Here is an 18682-nt window from a genome sequence, read left to right on the forward strand (position 1 = left end):
TTTTAATCCTCCAAAATAGTTACTCCATTTTCTTTAAAATGAATTTTTGATTTAGTTATCACTTGGCGGTACCCACCTTCACCAAATTCAGGATAAGAATTAGTTATTGGTTCTAGGATATCACCCTTATCCCCTTTGTTATAAGGAATCCTCATATCATCTATCACTTGTAACGTATCAAATTCACCTCTTAACTTTGCATCGCTCCACTCAGGTGATATTTGTAAGGCTTCCCTAGCCTCTTTTGCACTATCAAATTTATCAAAACCAAAGTATGAACCTGGTGCAGAATTAGTTTCTAAGGTTTGTTCTGCATATTTTGAGTTCATGTACCTATATCCAGTTGAAGGTACGGCATCTCCCGAAGGAGTTACATAAAAATCAGTTTTAACATTACCCGTACCCTAAGTTCTAATCTTGGAGAACACTAAGATAAAAAGAAACCTTGAAAGGCTCAAGGCTTTCAAGGTTTTATAATATTAATTAAATTCAACTCCATGTACACCATTTTTTTTAAAAGCATCTTTGATGTTATCTGATACAATTACATGAGATTTATAGTCAGCATTTCTTACAATATGGTGTTTATTAGGCAAGTTATTAAATCTGTAGATAATCTTGTCGAATTTTAAAATTGCATTGGTTCCTTTAATGGAAGTAAATTCAGATTCCTCTTTATTTACTACCCCTAAAGAATTAACCACATTTATAAGGCAATAATTCGGAATCTTTTTATCTCCAATATATATATTTGCGTTAAAAGCTTGAATATCTTGTGGACATTCTTTTTCCAAGATTTCTAACACTTTTCTTGAAACTAAAATTAGGTGTCCACTATTCGGTAACACATCAGTTAATTCATCCTCAGAACATTCAAAAACAACTTTAGGAGGATTTATATTTTCTGTTAGTAACCTGCCCTCTCTAAAAATGAACCGATCGGTGCCACTTTCTTTAACATACTCACCTATTTTATTATTAGGAAAATTATCAGGAACAGACCAAATCCACAACATATTTAATCACCTCATTTATTCAGCCCAAGGACGTTTATTTTTATTAAGTGCTCTACTTCCTTCTCTTAAGAGTTGTCTTTCGTTACTAACTATATCACGAATAGCATCATTGTACTGTTCTTGTTTCCAACCGTTTGCTCTTCCATGTTCAACAACCTCATCCATTTGTCGAGCTAAATTTTCACTTACACTGTTCGTGTGCTTTCCTTTATGAATACTTCTAGTAGGATGTAAGCTTTCATCAGTCGGTAAGAACATTTTATTGTTACGAGATTGAAGATTATACCCTGATTCATCAAGTAATTCATGATTTTTTGTTAATTTATTTTTATCACTAATAATATGATGGTCTTGGAATCCTTGTTTTTTCAAGTAGGCTTCACGACTATTTTGAGTACGTAAATTAACTCCTACATTATCACCAGCTACAGGTTTATCTAACTTTAATTTACCCGTACCCTCAATCGTACACATGTCTAATGATGTATCCAGCAGCTATGGGAATGAGTATAAGTTTTATGTCAAAGAAGCAGATAAAGATCTTGCTGTAAGAGCAATGAATAAAAGGCTAGATCGATAAGGTGGTTATCGCATGAAGATTCGAAATATGAAGAGTTCAGATTCCGTATTATTAAACCTGTTATCAATGAATGGTGGGACGGTAGAGACATGTCTTATATGGTTCCCAAGCTTTTCTTCGTTCATTTTCAGAATACAAGCTTTGTAGCTGAAGAAGATAGTAAAATCCTGGGGGTTTTAATAGGGTTCACATCCCCATCCAACAAGAACGAAGCCTACATTCATTTTGTTGGAGTTCACCCTGAATATAGAGGTCAACAAATTGGTAAAAGTCTTTATTATCAGTTCTTTAATATCGCTCAGCAAAATGACCGAGATGTTATTCGTTGTATCACTTCTCCTGTAAACAAATCCTCTATTGCTTATCATAAGAGAATGGGATTTGATATTGTAGAAGGAGACAAGTATGAAGAAGAGATCCATGTCCATTCCGACTATGACGGTCCAGGACAAGACCGAGTATTGTTTAGTAAAAAGCTTTCTAAATAAGAAGAGCCCAGCTTCTCAGATGCTGGGCTCTTCTTATTTACATTGACATACCATTAACATATTGCCATCTGGATCTTTAAAAATGAAGAAATGATCATGCTGGACTTCAGTTACAAGTTCTACACCATTAGCTTTCGAAAATTGATAGTATACATAGGACTTTTTGTCATCAGAATTCCTCCTATTTATTTTTCCAATCTACAACTGGTTTATCAAGTTGAACCGGAACCCCGAGTTCATCAGCAGCTGCAAACATAAACTCTTTTCGGAAATAGAAGCTACGGTGGTGAACGATTTGGCCATTTTCAACTTCTTGATATTGAATATCATGAATCTCTGGACCGTTTTCGCCATCATAAAACACCACAATAACGTTTCTTCCCCAAAGTTCACGCTCTTCAGCTCGGAATCCTGGAAGTCCAAATTTCATAGAACCAGATCTCATTTCATCCTTGGAATACTCGTTAAAGGCTAATGATGCTTCATTATGAGCTTCATCACTTAGCAAGGCCAGAACGCCATCTACATCCCCTTTGTTCAATGCTTTTAAGTATTTCTGAATTACAGGATGTGTTGATGCATCTTCCTTCAAATCAAGTTTCACCCCTGTTTGCGGAGGTTGCTTTTTTAATTTTTCACGCATACGTCTTACATTTGAGTAAACAGCTCCAGGAGTTGTTCGTACAATACCTGCCACTTCCTTCGCCGTAAAAGAAAATACTTCCATGAGTAAAAAGACTGCGGATTGTCGAGGTGTAAAGAGTGTAACTAAATGTTGTAATGCTTCTTCAACATCTAGATTAGTGGAGTCTTCCACAGCAGGAATATCATCTTCCTTTAAATCACCTACTACGCGTTTCTCACGGCGACAATGATCAATCCAAGTTGTTGTAGCAATTCGATAAAGGTACGATTTAGGGTTAGTCGGATGCCAACGTTGATAAAAGCTACCAAATGCCTTCACCATCGTTTCCTGATATAGATCTTCACCTTCCCAAGGGGAGCCTGTTAGATACCGACAATAGCTCCAAAGACTTTCACGACAATCTTCAATAATCATATTAAACTCAGCTTTTAGCTCTCGAGACTTCTCATATAAGGAAAGCTCATCTTTATTTGAAACGACCATACAATCCTCCTTATTTTCAACTTCATTATGTATAACGATTAACGAATATAAAATTATACGCATTCAATAAATATTTTTTACAAACTCATTCTATCCTCTTATCACTAGGTCCGCTTTTTCAATAGGCTCTTCCGTTTGTACATAATAGCTCTCTGCTTTCCAGTATCGATTTTGAAACTTCTCTTTGTTCTTTTGTGACTCAATATCCTCACGAGAAAAACGGATATCCCTAGGACAATCTAGATAAATAATCTTATCAAAGAACTTGCGCCACTCTTTACGTTGCAGAAATACACCCTCAATCAGCACCAATGTTGTATCAGATAATTTAATTTTATGTATATGTTGTGTATCCAACCCTGAATCATAGTATGGAAGAGTTAGCTGTTGAGCAGACCGCAATGGTTTAAAAAAGTGTTCTCTTAACCAACCCACATCCCATTGCAAATGGTAATACTCATACCATTCTTCATGTCCAGTTTGATACCGTTTAGACCGTTCAACGATATGGTTATCAATATGAAACAGATGAAAAGGAAGGTTCCTTTTAGAAAGTTGCTGACTAAGCTGTTTTACTAGAGTTGTCTTTCCAGATCTGCTTAGTCCATCAATCCCTATAATAAAACGCCCTTCAATATGATTTGGAAGTTGGTTCAATATTTGATGAATAGAATGCTTCAACACACTGCCCCTTTTTTTATTAGTCAATGCATATAACAAATGAATCTTTCACTATTTAGATTTAGCGTACGACTCTACAAATTCACGCTCACAGTAGAATTCTAGGTTTACGACGCTTTTTCCTTTGTCTGTTACTCCTAGAGGATAAGAAAAACCGAGCATTTTCGCTCGGTTTTAGGCTTGTGTACATTTTTCTAATTGTTTTTTCACTTTATGGAGATCATCAGCTGAAACCTCTTTATTTGTCACCATACGAATTGTATATGGACCAAATGGAACAGCCAACACGCCTTGTTCTTTTAATTTTGCAAGAAACGTCTCAGCATTCATACCTGTTTCTTTTACATTAATAAGCACGATGTTGGTTTCTACCTTTCCTTCTACTTCAAGTCCAGAAATAGAATTCACGCTTTCTGCTAGATTTTTCGCATGTTCATGATCTTCTACCAATCGGTCAACCATTTCATTTATTGCTATAAGCCCCGGAGCAGCAATCACCCCAGCTTGTCTCATACCTCCACCAAGTCTCTTCCTCCATTTTCGAGCTCGTTCAATGAAAGATTTTGGTCCTACTAGTATGGATCCAACAGGTGCCCCTAACCCCTTCGACAAGCAAAATTGAACAGTGTCTGTTAGAGATGCGTATTCTTTCACAGGAATCCCCGTAGCGACTGATGCATTAAATATACGAGCTCCATCAAGGTGAATGGGAATATTATATCGCTGGCCTATTTCATAAATAGCCTTCATATTGTCCCAAGGTAGAATGGCGCCTCCAGCTTTGTTATGTGTATTCTCTAAACAAATTAAGCTCGTTTTTGGAAAATGGATATCATCTTTACGTATCGCTGCCTCCACATCTTCTGGACGCATCGCACCACGTTCTCCTTGAATCGTACGAGGCTGTACTCCAGCCAAGGCAGACATCGTGGCACCTTCATATAAGAATAGGTGAGCGTTCGCTTCCATAATAATTTCTTCCCCAGGGTTACAATGAGTTAAAACGGCAGCTTGGTTACCCTGCGTTCCACTGGTGACATAAAGAGCAGCCTCTTTCCCGAACATCTCTGCCGCACGTTCTTCTAATTGTTGTACGGTAGGATCCTCTTCAAAAACATCATCCCCTACTTCAGCATCAAAACCAGCTTGCCTCATAGCTTGTGTAGGTTTGGTAACCGTATCACTTCGTAAATCAATCATCCTTATCCCCTCCTATGTATTGCCTTTATTCTACTAGAAGGAAGGGGTTTCAGAAAGCTTCAGCTTAATCTCGCCCCCCATATACCTTCTTAGATTAATATTAATAATTTCAGGGAATAAGTAAGGAGGTGAAGGGGGAGTAAATATGGCAGAAGAAAACACACATAACAATAATCAAAAAGAACACAATCATAACTTCGGTACCTCGATCGAATCCCGTTCTAACCCTGATCGTCCTAACAGACAATTTTACATACCCTCACAAATTGTGAGTGAGTTTGCTCAAAAAGGAAGAGATCACTTAGACCAGCCCTTTCGATCTCAGTTTTTATTAGCCTTAACGGCTGGATCGTTTATGACCTTTGGTGCCGTTTTTTCGATATTACTTTCCATTGGAATTGATGCTAAAGGGCTTTATTATTTATTATCAGGCCTAGGATTCGCAACTGGTTATGCGATGGTTTTCATCTCAGGATCTGTATTATTAACCGAAATAAATGTGCTGTTACCGACGTACGTCTTTAATACACAGGTTATAACCCAACGGACCATTTTAAAGTTCTGGCTATCTGCTTATATTGGTAATATTATTGGTGCTCTATTTGTAGCGCTAATTATTCAATTATCTGGCTCCCTTTCAGATCCATTTTATATTGAGCTATCAAAGCTTTTAGATAAAAAAATGAAATTTTTGGATCACGGTAGTGTTTTGGGATGGTTTCAGATTTTAGTTTCAGGTATCATGGCTAACTGGCTAATCGGTATGGCAGCCTTTTTAACGACGGCTGCTCGAGACATTACAGGCAAAATTATTGGTACAACCCTTCCTGTTATCCTTTTCGTTGCTGGTAACTTCCAACACAGTGCAGCAAATATGGGGTATTTCAGTATGGGTACGATCGCAACGAATAAATATAGTTGGTATGAGTTTTTATTCATGAACATCATCCCCGCCAGTATCGGAAACATCATAGGAGGCGCTTTACTAGTTTCCCTCTTATTCTCTTACGCATATAAAGACGATATCAAATCTGCAATAGACCAATCGTAAAAGCTCCTTTTTAAGGGGCTTTTTTTATTGTGATTGTCGAGATTAGAGAATTGTTCAGTAATATGGCAGGATTGTTGAAGACTTGAAACTGAGAGGAGTCCGTTGCTGTTGGGTAATTTGTTACGGTCAGTGAAACGGCAAGCCTGTTGTGGAAGACAAGCCGAGCCTCCTCGTTCCTGCGGGGTCTCGTCTTGCCTTTGCTACCACGACAGTTTGCCGTTTCCTTCCCTCCACGCGATTATGGAAACTAACGGACCATAATTTGGATATCCCACGTCATGTTGGTTGGAAATCATATTCAGAGAAGTTGTTCAGAGCCTTGTCATGATAGGGTAATACTACCTGGAATCAGAACAACTCATCCCTGAACTAAGGCGGTTCCGTTAATCTCCATTCTGCTAAGGCGGGCTGTGGAACGGGTTGACTCCTCCGGTAGAAAGGGCGAGCGAGATCCCGCAGGAACGAAGTGACGAGGAAGCTCGATCGGTCTTCCGGGGAAAGCAACCCGTTCCACAGCCCGCCGATCTGCACAAAAGCAACGGAACCATACGCACATTATCTCGATTCCAAGTCTTCAAGATAAGGGGGCTATAATGGAGCAAGAAAGAATTCACAGTCATTTCCCCCTTACCTCAGCGTTATGACTAAAATATTTCATTAGATTATCACCCAAAAGCTTAACTAAATGAGTGGCAAGCGCATAAGATAATACAAAATATTCAGATAATTAGAGGTGATTCTATTATGCTGTCCGTTCAAATGTTAAAGCCGTTTTATGTAAAGCAAGAAGTTGATCGAATTCGCATTATGCTAGCTTACCAGTACTTCTCTATTCATATCGATGATAAACTCTACCATTTTGTCCCCGTTGAAGGACGTGAAATCTCCATCAATCGAGACACGAAACAAATCGAAAACACAAAAGATGTGCTGGTCTTTCAAAACGGAAAACATATGATTCAAATTTCGATTCTTGAGCTAATGGATCTTCCTGACTTTTTAACCCATGTGAATTCGATTGCGCATCGTTACTTAAAGAAGAAAAAGCCTGTGAATCTAACGAAAGTGGATCGAGTTATTCATGAGCTGGAAATGCAAAACGCCAAAAGGTTAATTGATGAAGCTTTAGATAAGAGAGAGACAAAAAAGTTTCATGACCTTGTTTGGTATATAAAAGAGAACTTTTAAGCGAAAATAAAAAGCCTCGCTATGTTAGCAAGGCTTCTCGTTATTAATGTTCTAACTTCATTATAGGTTTTCCAACTCAACAACATTTCGTTGTTCATTAAATCGATTCACTGTTTTAACCTTAAATGTCATCTCATGGGATTCATTTTCCTGTGTAGTGAAAGTCATTTCTACAGGCTTGTCTTCCTCTTTTCGTTCGTCAAACATTTCTTGTTGTTCAACATTGTGTAGCGTTAGTTCACAATGTCTCTTACCATCTACTTGTGTCACCACGTAAGTGCCGTGTGCAAATCGAATAGGTTCCCCACTTTGTTTCATATATACGTCTTTAAGTTCTTTATCTATAGCTGCCATATGAACCTCTCCTTTAATAGGGTTTACTTAGTCCATAAACGTTTTTCAAGATCTTTAAACCCCTTTTCACCAATTTCATGAATATAGCAACACATTCGCACTTCTCCATAAACCCTTCCATACAATGTAGAAACCACTTATGTTTGGAGGGGAAATCGTGAATGCTTCGCGTTATTTTCATAAAGAATTAGCTCTTTTTCTTATTGATTTATGCAGACTAACCTATGTTCAATATAAGACAAATGGACAATTTCAAATTCCAAAAGGCTTCCAACTAATTAAACAATTCAAGGCACGTTCTTTACACTCTCGGGAATGGTTTGGTTTCATCTTAGAATCACCTGATTCAGTTTTGATTGCCTTTCGAGGTACTCAATCTGACCCGGACTGGGTGTCAGATGCCCAGGTTTTCCAACGACCCTACCCATATGTCCCAAATAGTGGTTTAGTCCATGACGGGTTCCTATCGATATATGATTCCTGTCGCGATGAAATCATGAAAGCTTATGAGACAATACCTTCTTATAAAAAACTATACATTACAGGACACAGCTTGGGTGGAGCACTAGCTACACTCCATGCACTCGATGCTACAGTAAATACCGAATTCACCCAAGTTGTGATGTACAATTATGGCAGTCCACGTGTAGGAGATACATCATTCAAACGCGTCTTCCGCTCTAATGTTCCCATTAGTATTCGTTTTGTTAACTTCTATGATCTCGTACCGAAACTCCCTACCCCTATTATTAAATCCTTTCTGTTGAAAAAGACAATTTATTATAATCATGTTCCTACTCCTATGAAGTTCGCGATTCAAAATGAGAGTGTACGGGAGAACCATTCACTGGATACCTATGAAGAAGGTGTGAGGACCTTTCCTTAATGGTTAAATGGCTACAAGTGGGTGAGCATAAAAATGCCTGCCCCAACACCTTGGGACAGGCACTTCTCTAATATTACTCAATAAATCTTGTCACTTTACCCAGTGAGAATAAATGCAGTTCATGCATTGGTCTCGTACAGGCAGTGTAAAAGAGGTTTCGTTCAATTTCCTGATGATATTCTTCATCTGATGCGTTATAAATCATAACCGCATCGAACTCGATCCCTTTTGCGAGGTATGCCGGAATCAGGATTAACCCTTTTTCAAACGTATAGGTATCCTTATCCATCAAACGGATATCGACATCATGCTTCAACCGTTCATACGCTTCCCGTGCTTCCTTTGCAGTCTTACAAATAACAGCTACTGTATCATAAGACTCTTCTTCCAAATCACGAATTTTTTCAATTACAGCATCCGTATGCTCTGCCCAATCTTCTGACACTGTAACAGTAGGGACATCTCCTTCCCTATTAAATGGCTCAATATCTTCGCCACCCGGCACAATGTTTTTTGTAAATTCAATGATCGGTCTAGTCGAGCGATAACTTCTTAAAAGTGTCATCTTCTCCATCTTTTCATCTTGATACAATTCTTCTGAAAGTGGAGTTGGGGCATTCAAATTGTGTGCGTAAATAGCCTGGTTGTAGTCTCCTAAAATGGTCATTCGCGCATTTGGGAAAAGCTGCTTGAAAAACTCAAGTTGGAATGGTGAATAATCCTGAGCTTCATCTAAAAACAGGTAGCGCGTTTTATTGTAGGAGTGAATCCCTTTTAACTGATCTTCTAAATATAAGAATGGTGTTACATCTTCGTGATATAGAAGGTTGGTTTGAAGTTGCTCATTCGATTGGTCTGCTATGGCCTTCCAGCTTCCATGATCAACATCTTGATTTCGAGTAAAGAGCTGACGATAGATTGCGGTCATGTTAATAAATTGGAAGTCCTTAATCTTACGTTTGATAGGTTTCATGTACTTGTTCACAATCGCTTTTGCCAGGATTGCCTGTTCACGAATGTAGTCATCAAAGCGGTCCTCATTTTCACGACCTTCTTGTACTTTATGGTAAATCTTCAAATAATCCTCTTTGCTCAGCATTTCAATTTCTTCTTCAACCCAGTCCTCATCACGTTCTTTTCGCGAGAAAGCCTCTAAGCGTTTAAGGATCCACGCTGCTACCATTTCAATACGATTGGGAATCGTAATGTAATCCTCTAGGCCATAAAAATACTCATGGATCTCATGGGCAGAAACAATGGTTTTGCCCCGGAATTTTACATTACGAAAGATCATGCCTTCTTGCTCAAGGTCTTGTGCATAGGTATCAATGACATCTTTATAAGCCAGACTCGCTTTGAAACGGATTCCTTGCAGTCTGATATGATAATGGTCATCTTGCTTAGCTGTTAGTAAGTACTCAAGTTGCGTAAAGGCATCTTCAAAATCAATGCGACCTTCAAGACGTTTATCCATATACTCCTGGAAAGTCGTTTGATCCATGTTTTCCTCACCCAACTCAGGTAATACGTTTGCTACATAACTATTAAACATCGGGTTTGGCGAAAATAACATCATTTGATCTGCGTCAATTTTCCCTCGATATTGGTATAAAAGGTACGCTACACGCTGAAGTGCTGCAGAGGTTTTTCCACTTCCTGCTACACCTTGCACAACCACATACTTACTCTTGTCATAACGAATAATTTGGTTTTGTTCTTTTTGAATTGTTGCTACAATGCTTTTCATTTGAGTGTTGGCGTTATTGCCAAGCACTTCCTGAAGAAGTTCATCCATGATTGTAACCCCAGTATCAAAAAGACCTTTCAGATCACCATCTCTAATAATAAACTGACGCTTTAACTCCATCTCACCTTCAATTGTTCCTTCAGGTGTTTTGTACTCTGCTGGTCCTGGTGAGTAATCGTAATATAGACTTGATATAGGGGCGCGCCAATCATAGATCAAAAAATCTTCATCATTTTGATCCATTAAGGAACCTACTCCTATATAAATTTCTTCCGCTGTCTTATCCCCACCTTCACGAAAGTCAACACGACCGAAATAAGGGTTTTTCTGCATACGCTGTAAGGTTTTTAATTGATCATAAAAGTGCTTATGACTTCGTTCACGCTCTCCTAAAAGCTCAGCTTGCTGCTTCAGGCTGTTCACGGTTTCAACGACATCATCGTGCTCATCTAGGTTGACAGTTACATCTTCCCAGAAGTTTTCCCGAAGTCCGATGACCTCGCCTTTTACGTCACCAACTTTTTCTCTTAATTTTTCTTTTTTATATTCAATTTCATCTAATACGTTGTTGATCCGTTGCTGTTCCAACTGCCAATCTTCATGCTTCTCCGTCACCGCATCATCACCCCTGTAGGATTTGATCTATATTATTTGACATTTGGATTTCACTCATGTAAAATTAATATTGGATAGATATAATTTAAATAAGCAAAACCGCTATACATAGGTTTAAAGTGTACCATGATTATTCATGTTTATCAAGCATTTTAGCACGGTTCTCGTTTGAGAATCGTGCTTTTTAATGCGCTTTAGACGCATAACCCATAACCTCTCTCCTCATAATAAGATCAACTCATCTTAAGGAGGTTATTCACATGGAAAAACGACGAGCAAAAGAAGTTTCAGAATCCCCTATTATGGCAAACGTTTCTCATAATGGAACACCAGTTTATATACAACATGTGGATGAAACAAGAGAAAATGCACGTGTCTTCCCATTAGATCATCCCGAACAAGAGCAGGATGTTCCGCTTCGTGAATTGAAAGAAGATTATAAGGGTTAACATCTGAAAGCCAGTGAATGCAGGTCACTGGCTTATCCTTGTGTGAATGATTTCTTTCTTATTAGGAAAACCTCTCTAAAGACAACCTTTTAAGCGAGGGACTATAATGACGGCAGTTCTTTCAATATCCTTATTCATCGTAGCCATGTTGACGAAAAGTTGGCAATCATTTCATAAGTACCATTCCACTATTTTGTATGTTGCATTAATGAATTTATTATATAACTTTATTTGTGCCAATTATTATTTATGGAGATGGAAGTCAGAAATATTTAGCAATCATCAAACGGTGGGGTTCTTTCTCACTTTCCTTTTCTTACCTTCCATTGTTATTCTTTTTTTGCACTTCTATCCTTTCAAACAAGGCTCACCATATGTTTATATATTTTTATGGGCTTCAGGCCTTTGGGTATGGGAAATCATTTATGTCCATATTTTTCATAGGTTATCTTATAATTATGGATGGTCGATTTGGTGGTCCGCGCTATTTTACATCGTCATGTTCCCTATGATTGTCTTGCATTCAAAACGTCCAATTATCGCATATGGTTTATCCATTATCATCATAATCATATTAATTAAAATCTTTAACATTCCAATACAAACTCCGGTAGATTTACGCTCATAAAATAGAAGTTCATATATGAAAAAATCCCTTAATAAGGGATCTTTCTTATCTCGAGATTAATGGTTTCCATAAGAAGAAGCTTTTTGACTCTGAGTAGATACCAGTCCAGCATAAAATCCATCCTGCTTCACTAATTCCTCATGGGAACCACGTTCAATGATTTCTCCTTCATTCAGCACAAGAATCTGATCTGCATTTTGAATCGTATTTAATCGATGGGCAATGACAAAGCTTGTTCTTCCTTCCATTAGCTTTCCAAGAGCATTATTTATTTTGATTTCCGTAATCGTATCGATACTACTTGTTGCTTCATCCAGAATAAGGAGTGATGGATTGGATAGCATCGCTCGTGCTATAGACAGTAGCTGTCTTTGCCCCTGGCTAATGCCACTTCCGTCTGACTGGAGAACTGTATCATATCCATCCTGGAGATTGGTTATAAAATGGTGTGCATTGGCAGATTTCGCTGCTTCCTCTATCTCCTCATCAGTTGCGTCTAATCGCCCGTAACGAATGTTTTCTCGAACGGTTGTTTCAAATAAAAAAGAATCCTGAAGTACAGTACCAACGTGGTTGCGAAGGCTTTTCCGTGTAATCTCATTCATATTTTTTCCATCAATTAAAATCTCACCTGATTCCGGTTCATAAAAACGTGCAAGCAAAGATATAATCGTTGTTTTCCCTGCTCCAGTTGGACCAACAAGTGCAACTGTTTCTCCCGGAGAAGCGTGAAAGTTAATGTTGTTTAACGTATCCTCATCCCCTTCATATGAAAAGGATACATCTCTAAACTCCACTTCGCCGTTTAGGTCACTTAATTCTTTAGCGTTTTCAGCATCTTTCTCTTCTGGTTCATCTAAAATGTTAAATACTCGCTCTGCCCCGGCAACAGCGGATAAGATCATATTAAACTGGTTAGCCAGATCACTCAGCGGTCGGGTGAACTGACGAGAATACGTGGTGAATGTAACAATCACACCAATCGAGACACCCCATCCCCCACCGATGGCTAGAGCACCACCAAGACCTACAATAATAGCAAAGCTTACATTGTTCAGCATGTTCATAAGTTTTGGGATGAAGCCTGTATATGTCATAGCCCAATATCCACTATTACGGAGCGCTTCATTTTTCTTTTTAAAGGAATCAATCATGTTTTCTTCCTGCGAGAACATTTTAATGATGTTATGCCCGGTAATGGACTCTTCGATGAATCCATTCAATTCTCCTAGGTTCTTTTGTTGCTCCTTAAAAAAGACACTCGTTCGCTTCGTAATCCACTTCATACCATAAAACATGACTGGCACAATCGTTAGTGTTAAAAGCGTAAGCATTGGACTGAGCCAGAGCATCATCCCTACGGTTCCTATTAATGTAATAGTACTTGTCGTGAACTGAATGACAGATGAATTTAGTGTTTTACTTACATTTTCAATATCATTCGTTACGCGGCTCATGATTTCCCCGTGCTGCTTCTTTTGGTAAAAAGACATATTAAGCTTTTGTAAGTGAGAAAAAAGATCATTTCTCATAGTGAATACACTATTTTGAGCAATTCCGATCATCCAAAAGTTTTGCAAGAACACTGCTGTAAACTGAAACAGGTAGATCAGTAACAGTAATCCTAACATCCAAAGAAGAGTATCAGGATCAGGGTTAGCTATCACTTTATCCACTGCCACCCCAAGGTAATAGGGGCCCAGCAAAGAGAGTATAGAACTAATAAGCACCATAGATAATACAAGAAGGAACTTACCTTTTTCTCGACTTAAGTACTTCCATATCCGGAAGACCGTTCCCTTTATATCATCAATTTTAGGAGGCTGGATCTTCATCCCACGATTTTGGTGTGGATGTGAACGACCTCGATTTTCCGTTTGCTTCGCCATCCTACACCACCCCTTTTTGTACCTGCGATTCATAAATACGTTGATACATCTTACTGTTTTGTAGCAGGGCATTGTGGTTACCCTGGTCTACAATGGACCCTTGGCGAAGGACAATAATGTGATCGGCTTCTTTAACAGAGCTGATTTTCTGCGCAATAATAAACACCGTACATTTTAATTCTTGCAAGGTTCGTAAAATATCCGCTTCTGTATTTGCATCAAGCGCACTCGTACTGTCATCTAGAACGAGCACACTTGGCTTTTTAACCAGAGCTCTAGCTATGGATAGTCGTTGCTTTTGGCCGCCCGATAGATTTACACCTTTTTGACCGATCTGAGTATCATATCCCTCTGCTAAGCTTTCTATAAAGCGATGGATATTGGCTTCTTCCGCTGCTCTCTGAATTTCTTCATTCGTTGCATCATCTTTGCCCCATGCAATGTTTTCACGAATCGTACCCGTGAAAAGGTGAGCTTCCTGAGGGACAAACCCGACCTGCTTTCTTAATGCTTTGATATTTATTTCGCTTGAGTCTTGACCATCGATATAAATGGTTCCACTGGTGGGCTCATATAATCTTGGTATAAGTTGTGTCAGTGATGACTTACCAGACCCAGTTTCCCCTAGAATCCCTACCATCTCCCCCGCTCCAATGTTAAAAGAGACATCATGTAATGCTGGTACTTGAGAAGAAGGATAGGAGAAGGATACGGATTCAAAAGTGATACTTCCAGATATGTCTTTCTGAGGAGATGTGTCCTTCCATACTTCTGAGGTAGATTCTTGATGCAAAACTTCCGTTATCCGTGTTGCAGATGCTCTTCCTCGTGAAAACATCATAATCAAAAAAGTAAACACAGAAAATGAGAACATCATTCGAGTCCCGTAATTCAATACAGAGACAAGCTCCCCTTCTTGTGCTCCATTTGTACGTAACTCCAAAGCACCAAACCAGAGTAGCGCAACTAGAGCAACGTTCATCCCGAACATCACGATAGGCATCGTTGTTTCCATAAGGCGCAGCGCAGTTTTATTGGATTTCATAAGAGGAATGTTTACGTTCAAAAAACCTTGTCTTTCATACTCTCCTCTATCATAGGCTTTGACTAAACGCATATTAACGAGGTTTTCACGAATAACGCGGTTCACGCCATCAAGTCGCTTTTGTACCTTTTGAAAAAGTCGAACGCCTTTTGTCATAATCCAGAACATGAGGATAAAAAGAAACGGTACAGCCATTAGAAGAATGCCTGCCAATTGTGCATGGACAACAAATGCCATGATCATTCCACCAATGATGAAAAGGGGGGCACGAAGCATGATACGCATCCCCATAAACAAGAACCCTTGAACCTGTGTCACATCATTAGTGAGTCTAGTTATTAACGAAGATGTCGGAAAAGACTGAAAATGAATGGGGGAAAACGCCTGTATTTTTTCATACATGTCTCTCCTTAGGTCATGCCCTACTCCCTGACTAACATTAGCCGCAAAGAATGAACTAGCTATCCCCGCTGCAAAAGCTACGAGCGATAAGCCAAGTAGTAACCCTCCCCATGTAGCCACAGCTGACATGTCTTTCTGCAAAATCCCTTGATCAATAATAACCCCCATTAAAAATGGTTGTGATAGTTCAACAGCCAATTCAACGAGCATAAGCACAATGGCCATCACAAAAGAAAACTTATACGAGCGTAAATATGTAAGTACTGCCTTCATACCTTGATCCCCCAATTGCTTTGTACAACTATCTTTTTATATATATGATTGCTACGATTGATCATGATTGTGCTGAATTATGCTTACGATCTTCAATAATAGTTTCTATCTTTGTAAACACCCATTGCAAAGCTAACCCGTGGAGGAGAACGCCTACAATGGAAGTGATCACAAACATCCATAGAGAAATTCCCTCTTGGATATCTACCATGCGATGACCGAAGAAAATCAGGTGTCCAAAAACAGCATAGGTCGCATCCCAAAACGAAAGAACATTTTCCTCTAAACGCCAGACAAGAAATGATTGAACGAGTAAGAATAATAGAAGAAAGGTAAAGATCCACACCTTTGATTGGTACGTCAATTTTTGGACAAAGGGTTGGATATAATACTTAGTAATGGTTTTAATACGGAACAAATAAATTAAACGAACTATACGTGCCATCTGGAAAAACTGATCGAGCGGAATAACCGCGATGACGAGAAAGGGATTCTTCTTAATAAACTCCCATTTTTTACTGGAGACCGTAAGGCGAATAACAAAATCCACAAAAAAGATGAACCACACCACCCAATTTATAGCAGAATTATAAGCACTTTCTGTCCAAAGGGTCATTATGGTCATCATCACTAATAGAATCATGATGCCTTCATACAATCGTTTAAAAACTTGCTTCTTCATTCGATCTCTCTCCCAGATTGAGTTCGTTCTATTATATCATGATTGTTTTAGTAACCGGAAAGACTGGCAGTGACGCTTTTACCAAAACATAATAGTTTCATAACCTCATGCTCTATGTTAAAGTATTTCGAGTGTAGAAAGAAATCATTTAGTATCGAGCGATATTGTGGCATTTGCAGGCAGTAATTTAGATAGTGCGGGCGGTTTTATACTTTTGCGAGCGAAACTTGCTTGGATTCGAGCGCTTTCTCTGACTTTTCGGGCGAACTGCTAATAGAGGTGAACGCCCCTCCACTTTTACGTTCGAGTTCGATATAAACTATAACATTCACACCAAGGAGGTAACTCATGCAACAGGAGGCATCTATGACCAACAGATATTTTCAAACGGTTATTACGTTAAGTGTTTGCGTTTGGCTTGTTGTAATGAATACAACCATGTTTAATGTCGCATTGCCGAACGTGTTAAAGGACTTTTCACTATCTCCTTCTTTAGGTGCTTGGGTTGTGTCTGGGTATTCGATTGTGCTGGCGATATTTACGATCACTTACACCAGACTGTCCGATTATTTACCCATACGAAGACTCTTATTTATAGGAATTTCTATATTTGGAACAGCATCTCTGTTTGGATTTTTTACGACTAATTTTATATGGCTGATGATTGCCCGTTTAACACAAGCTGCCGGGGCAGCTGCGATCCCAGGTCTTTCATTTGTTTTTGCCGGCCGTTATGTTCCGATTGAAAAGAGGGGACGCGCGATGGCGTTGATCGCTTCGGCATCATCTCTTGGATTCGGGCTTGGACCAGTTGTAGGCGGAGCCATCACAGATTATCTTGATTGGAATTATTTATTCATATTTACGCTGATGGTGATGCTGCTCATCCCGGTCTTAAGTCGATTACTGCCAAAAGAAGAAGTGAGCCATGGTACATTTGATATAATAGGTGCTCTGTTAACAGGACTTACAGTGACGTCATTCCTAGTCTTTATATCAACATTACAATGGTATTATGCATTTGCGGGGATTCTTCTCACAGGACTATTGTGGCTACGAATAAATCGCATGGAGTTGCCGTTTATCCAACCGAAGCTTCTGAAAAACAAAGGGTACCGTACCATTCTTTATATGAGCTACCTTGGGTTTACAACACACTTTGCGATTTTGGTTCTCATGCCATTAATGCTTCAGCATGTATTCAGCAGAAACCCTTCTACTGTGGGATTAATCATTTTTCCAGGTGCTCTATTATCTGCCGTAGCTGCGATTTATGTTGGGCGATTGATTGATCGATACGGAAACATCAAAATTATGCTAATGGCGCATGTGCTGCTTACCATTTCAACGGTGATCTTTTACTTCCTTTCACCAATGAGCGCGTATATGATTATGTTTGGTTACATGTTTACAAGCTTTGGTTTCTCGAGTCTATCATCTAGCTCAACAAATGAAGTATCACGAATGTTACCAGATGAATTGATTGGTTCTGGTATTGGTTTCAAACAACTAATCCAATTTGTTGGATCAGCGACAGGACCAGTCATTGCTGGAATTTTCCTTGAACTAGCTGGACGATCCTATTCCGCAGAATCATTTCAGTACACGTTTTTATTCATTACCGGATTAATGACGTTATCGTGCGTGATCTTTTTCATCTATTCTAGAAAATTAGCGAAGTAAGTAGAACCACTTCTTTTAGCCAGAGGTGGTTCTTTTTATTCCAAAATAAAAACAAGGACATTCCATCCCAGAATGTCCTTGTTTTATTATTGCCTTAACTGAATCTCCTTCACCTTCTCCCTTAATTTCTCAGGCCACCAGGCACCACAATCATCGGATACAACACATGCAGCACAGGTTTCTAAATCATAAACCATCATACCTGTTATAGGAGGAGCGTAAAGATGTAAAGTCACTAGACCTGCCCCAACTTCATCTTTCATTTTATGAACACCTTTTTTCGGAGCGAAAAAAAAGCTTCCCTTTTTGCTGTATTTCCGAAAAAAGTTCTTGTGGTAACTGATTTCCCTTCACTTCGTAAACCGTATTATTTGTTGTGCCACTTAAGACTTGAATCCAGCCATAAGAACTCCCATGATCATGAGGAGCACATTCTAACTGTGACCAGTTCATTACTAATAACTCAACTTCATCATTACTAAAAAGGAGCTTTCGATAATAGGGTTTTCCATCTGGTGATTGCAACTCTTGTTCAACCTTGTCTAATGATACGTTCATATCTTGAATCGCTTTCTTTAACTCCTCTTTCGACGGAGATTTTAATGGTCCTAATACATCCTCTATCCTTCTTTGTAATCCCATCTATTCCCCTCCATATTTTCCTATTGGTAGAAACGAAAATCATCCCGAAACATT

The 18682-nt window shown here is 38.9% G+C and carries 20 protein-coding genes; 7 read left to right on the forward strand and 13 right to left on the reverse strand.

Annotation, left to right across the window (positions count from 1 at the left end):
* Nucleotides 1–2 precede the first annotated feature (2 nt).
* The 3 genes from GS400_RS19265 to GS400_RS19275 form a co-directional block, all read right to left on the reverse strand.
* The gene (locus GS400_RS19265; RefSeq protein WP_160104346.1) at nucleotides 3–329 is read right to left on the reverse strand and encodes a hypothetical protein; all 327 of its coding nucleotides are present in this window, start codon (nucleotides 327–329) and stop codon (nucleotides 3–5) included.
* Between the two features lie 150 nt (nucleotides 330–479).
* Nucleotides 480–1016, reverse strand: coding sequence for an imm11 family protein (locus tag GS400_RS19270; protein ID WP_160104347.1), 537 nt, complete (start codon nucleotides 1014–1016; stop codon nucleotides 480–482).
* A gap of 15 nt (nucleotides 1017–1031) precedes the next feature.
* Entirely contained in the window at nucleotides 1032–1490 is a 459-nt protein-coding gene (locus GS400_RS19275; protein ID WP_160104348.1) for an AHH domain-containing protein, read from the reverse strand.
* A gap of 195 nt (nucleotides 1491–1685) precedes the next feature.
* On the opposite strand from GS400_RS19275, the gene GS400_RS19280 reads away from it, so the two are divergent.
* The gene (locus GS400_RS19280) at nucleotides 1686–2084 is read left to right on the forward strand and encodes a GNAT family N-acetyltransferase (RefSeq protein WP_160104349.1); all 399 of its coding nucleotides are present in this window, start codon (nucleotides 1686–1688) and stop codon (nucleotides 2082–2084) included.
* Nucleotides 2085–2265: 181 nt separating this feature from the next.
* On the opposite strand, the gene GS400_RS19285 is transcribed toward GS400_RS19280, so the two are convergent.
* From GS400_RS19285 to ltaE, 3 genes are all read right to left on the reverse strand, one after another.
* Nucleotides 2266–3213, reverse strand: coding sequence for a sigma-70 family RNA polymerase sigma factor (locus GS400_RS19285; RefSeq protein ID WP_160104350.1), 948 nt, complete (start codon nucleotides 3211–3213; stop codon nucleotides 2266–2268).
* Nucleotides 3214–3303: 90 nt separating this feature from the next.
* Nucleotides 3304–3894: a kinase gene (locus GS400_RS19290; RefSeq protein ID WP_236561066.1), complete on the reverse strand. Its 591-nt coding sequence runs from the start codon at nucleotides 3892–3894 to the stop codon at nucleotides 3304–3306.
* 174 nt (nucleotides 3895–4068) lie between these two features.
* Nucleotides 4069–5094: a low-specificity L-threonine aldolase gene (ltaE, locus tag GS400_RS19295; RefSeq protein ID WP_160104351.1), complete on the reverse strand. Its 1026-nt coding sequence runs from the start codon at nucleotides 5092–5094 to the stop codon at nucleotides 4069–4071.
* A gap of 145 nt (nucleotides 5095–5239) precedes the next feature.
* On the opposite strand from ltaE, the gene GS400_RS19300 reads away from it, so the two are divergent.
* Both GS400_RS19300 and GS400_RS19305 read left to right on the forward strand, forming a co-directional pair.
* A complete protein-coding gene (locus GS400_RS19300) occupies nucleotides 5240–6145 on the forward strand; it encodes a formate/nitrite transporter family protein (RefSeq protein ID WP_160104352.1) in 906 nt (301 codons plus the stop codon).
* Between the two features lie 759 nt (nucleotides 6146–6904).
* A complete protein-coding gene (locus GS400_RS19305; protein ID WP_236561068.1) occupies nucleotides 6905–7333 on the forward strand; it encodes a hypothetical protein in 429 nt (142 codons plus the stop codon).
* 60 nt (nucleotides 7334–7393) lie between these two features.
* Here GS400_RS19305 and GS400_RS19310 read toward each other — a convergent pair whose 3' ends face one another.
* Nucleotides 7394–7687, reverse strand: coding sequence for a hypothetical protein (locus GS400_RS19310; protein WP_160104354.1), 294 nt, complete (start codon nucleotides 7685–7687; stop codon nucleotides 7394–7396).
* 139 nt (nucleotides 7688–7826) lie between these two features.
* Between GS400_RS19310 and GS400_RS19315 the strand changes: the two genes are divergently transcribed.
* Nucleotides 7827–8573 (forward strand): lipase family protein, encoded by a 747-nt coding sequence (locus tag GS400_RS19315; RefSeq protein WP_370519721.1) that lies wholly within the window; start codon nucleotides 7827–7829, stop codon nucleotides 8571–8573.
* A gap of 73 nt (nucleotides 8574–8646) precedes the next feature.
* Here GS400_RS19315 and helD read toward each other — a convergent pair whose 3' ends face one another.
* Nucleotides 8647–10935 carry an RNA polymerase recycling motor HelD gene (helD, locus tag GS400_RS19320; protein ID WP_160104356.1) on the reverse strand — a complete coding sequence of 763 codons (2289 nt, stop codon included), beginning with the start codon at nucleotides 10933–10935 and terminating at the stop codon, nucleotides 8647–8649.
* 260 nt (nucleotides 10936–11195) lie between these two features.
* Between helD and GS400_RS19325 the strand changes: the two genes are divergently transcribed.
* Complete coding sequence (locus tag GS400_RS19325; protein WP_160104357.1) at nucleotides 11196–11384, forward strand: H-type small acid-soluble spore protein; 189 nt, start codon at nucleotides 11196–11198, stop codon at nucleotides 11382–11384.
* A 145-nt stretch (nucleotides 11385–11529) separates the two neighbouring features.
* Entirely contained in the window at nucleotides 11530–12012 is a 483-nt protein-coding gene (locus GS400_RS20515; RefSeq protein ID WP_370519804.1) for a CBO0543 family protein, read from the forward strand.
* 56 nt (nucleotides 12013–12068) lie between these two features.
* On the opposite strand, the gene GS400_RS19330 is transcribed toward GS400_RS20515, so the two are convergent.
* From GS400_RS19330 to GS400_RS19340, 3 genes are all read right to left on the reverse strand, one after another.
* Nucleotides 12069–13901, reverse strand: coding sequence for an ABC transporter ATP-binding protein (locus GS400_RS19330; RefSeq protein ID WP_160104358.1), 1833 nt, complete (start codon nucleotides 13899–13901; stop codon nucleotides 12069–12071).
* A 1-nt stretch (nucleotide 13902) separates the two neighbouring features.
* On the reverse strand, nucleotides 13903–15621 hold the full coding sequence (locus GS400_RS19335) for an ABC transporter ATP-binding protein (protein WP_160104359.1): 1719 nt from the start codon (nucleotides 15619–15621) through the stop codon (nucleotides 13903–13905).
* A 61-nt stretch (nucleotides 15622–15682) separates the two neighbouring features.
* Nucleotides 15683–16303, reverse strand: a complete 621-nt coding sequence (locus tag GS400_RS19340; protein WP_160104360.1) for a transporter — start codon at nucleotides 16301–16303, stop codon at nucleotides 15683–15685.
* A gap of 366 nt (nucleotides 16304–16669) precedes the next feature.
* Here GS400_RS19340 and GS400_RS19345 point away from each other — a divergent pair, with 366 nt between their 5' ends.
* The gene (locus GS400_RS19345; protein ID WP_236561070.1) at nucleotides 16670–17986 is read left to right on the forward strand and encodes an MFS transporter; all 1317 of its coding nucleotides are present in this window, start codon (nucleotides 16670–16672) and stop codon (nucleotides 17984–17986) included.
* A gap of 86 nt (nucleotides 17987–18072) precedes the next feature.
* On the opposite strand, the gene GS400_RS20270 is transcribed toward GS400_RS19345, so the two are convergent.
* Entirely contained in the window at nucleotides 18073–18249 is a 177-nt protein-coding gene (locus GS400_RS20270; protein WP_236561071.1) for a hypothetical protein, read from the reverse strand.
* Nucleotide 18250: 1 nt separating this feature from the next.
* A complete protein-coding gene (locus tag GS400_RS19350) occupies nucleotides 18251–18628 on the reverse strand; it encodes a cupin domain-containing protein (RefSeq protein WP_236561073.1) in 378 nt (125 codons plus the stop codon).
* Between the last annotated feature and the right edge of the window lie 54 nt (nucleotides 18629–18682).

This window comes from Pontibacillus sp. HMF3514 (assembly GCF_009858175.1).
Taxonomy (GTDB): domain Bacteria; phylum Bacillota; class Bacilli; order Bacillales; family BH030062; genus Pontibacillus.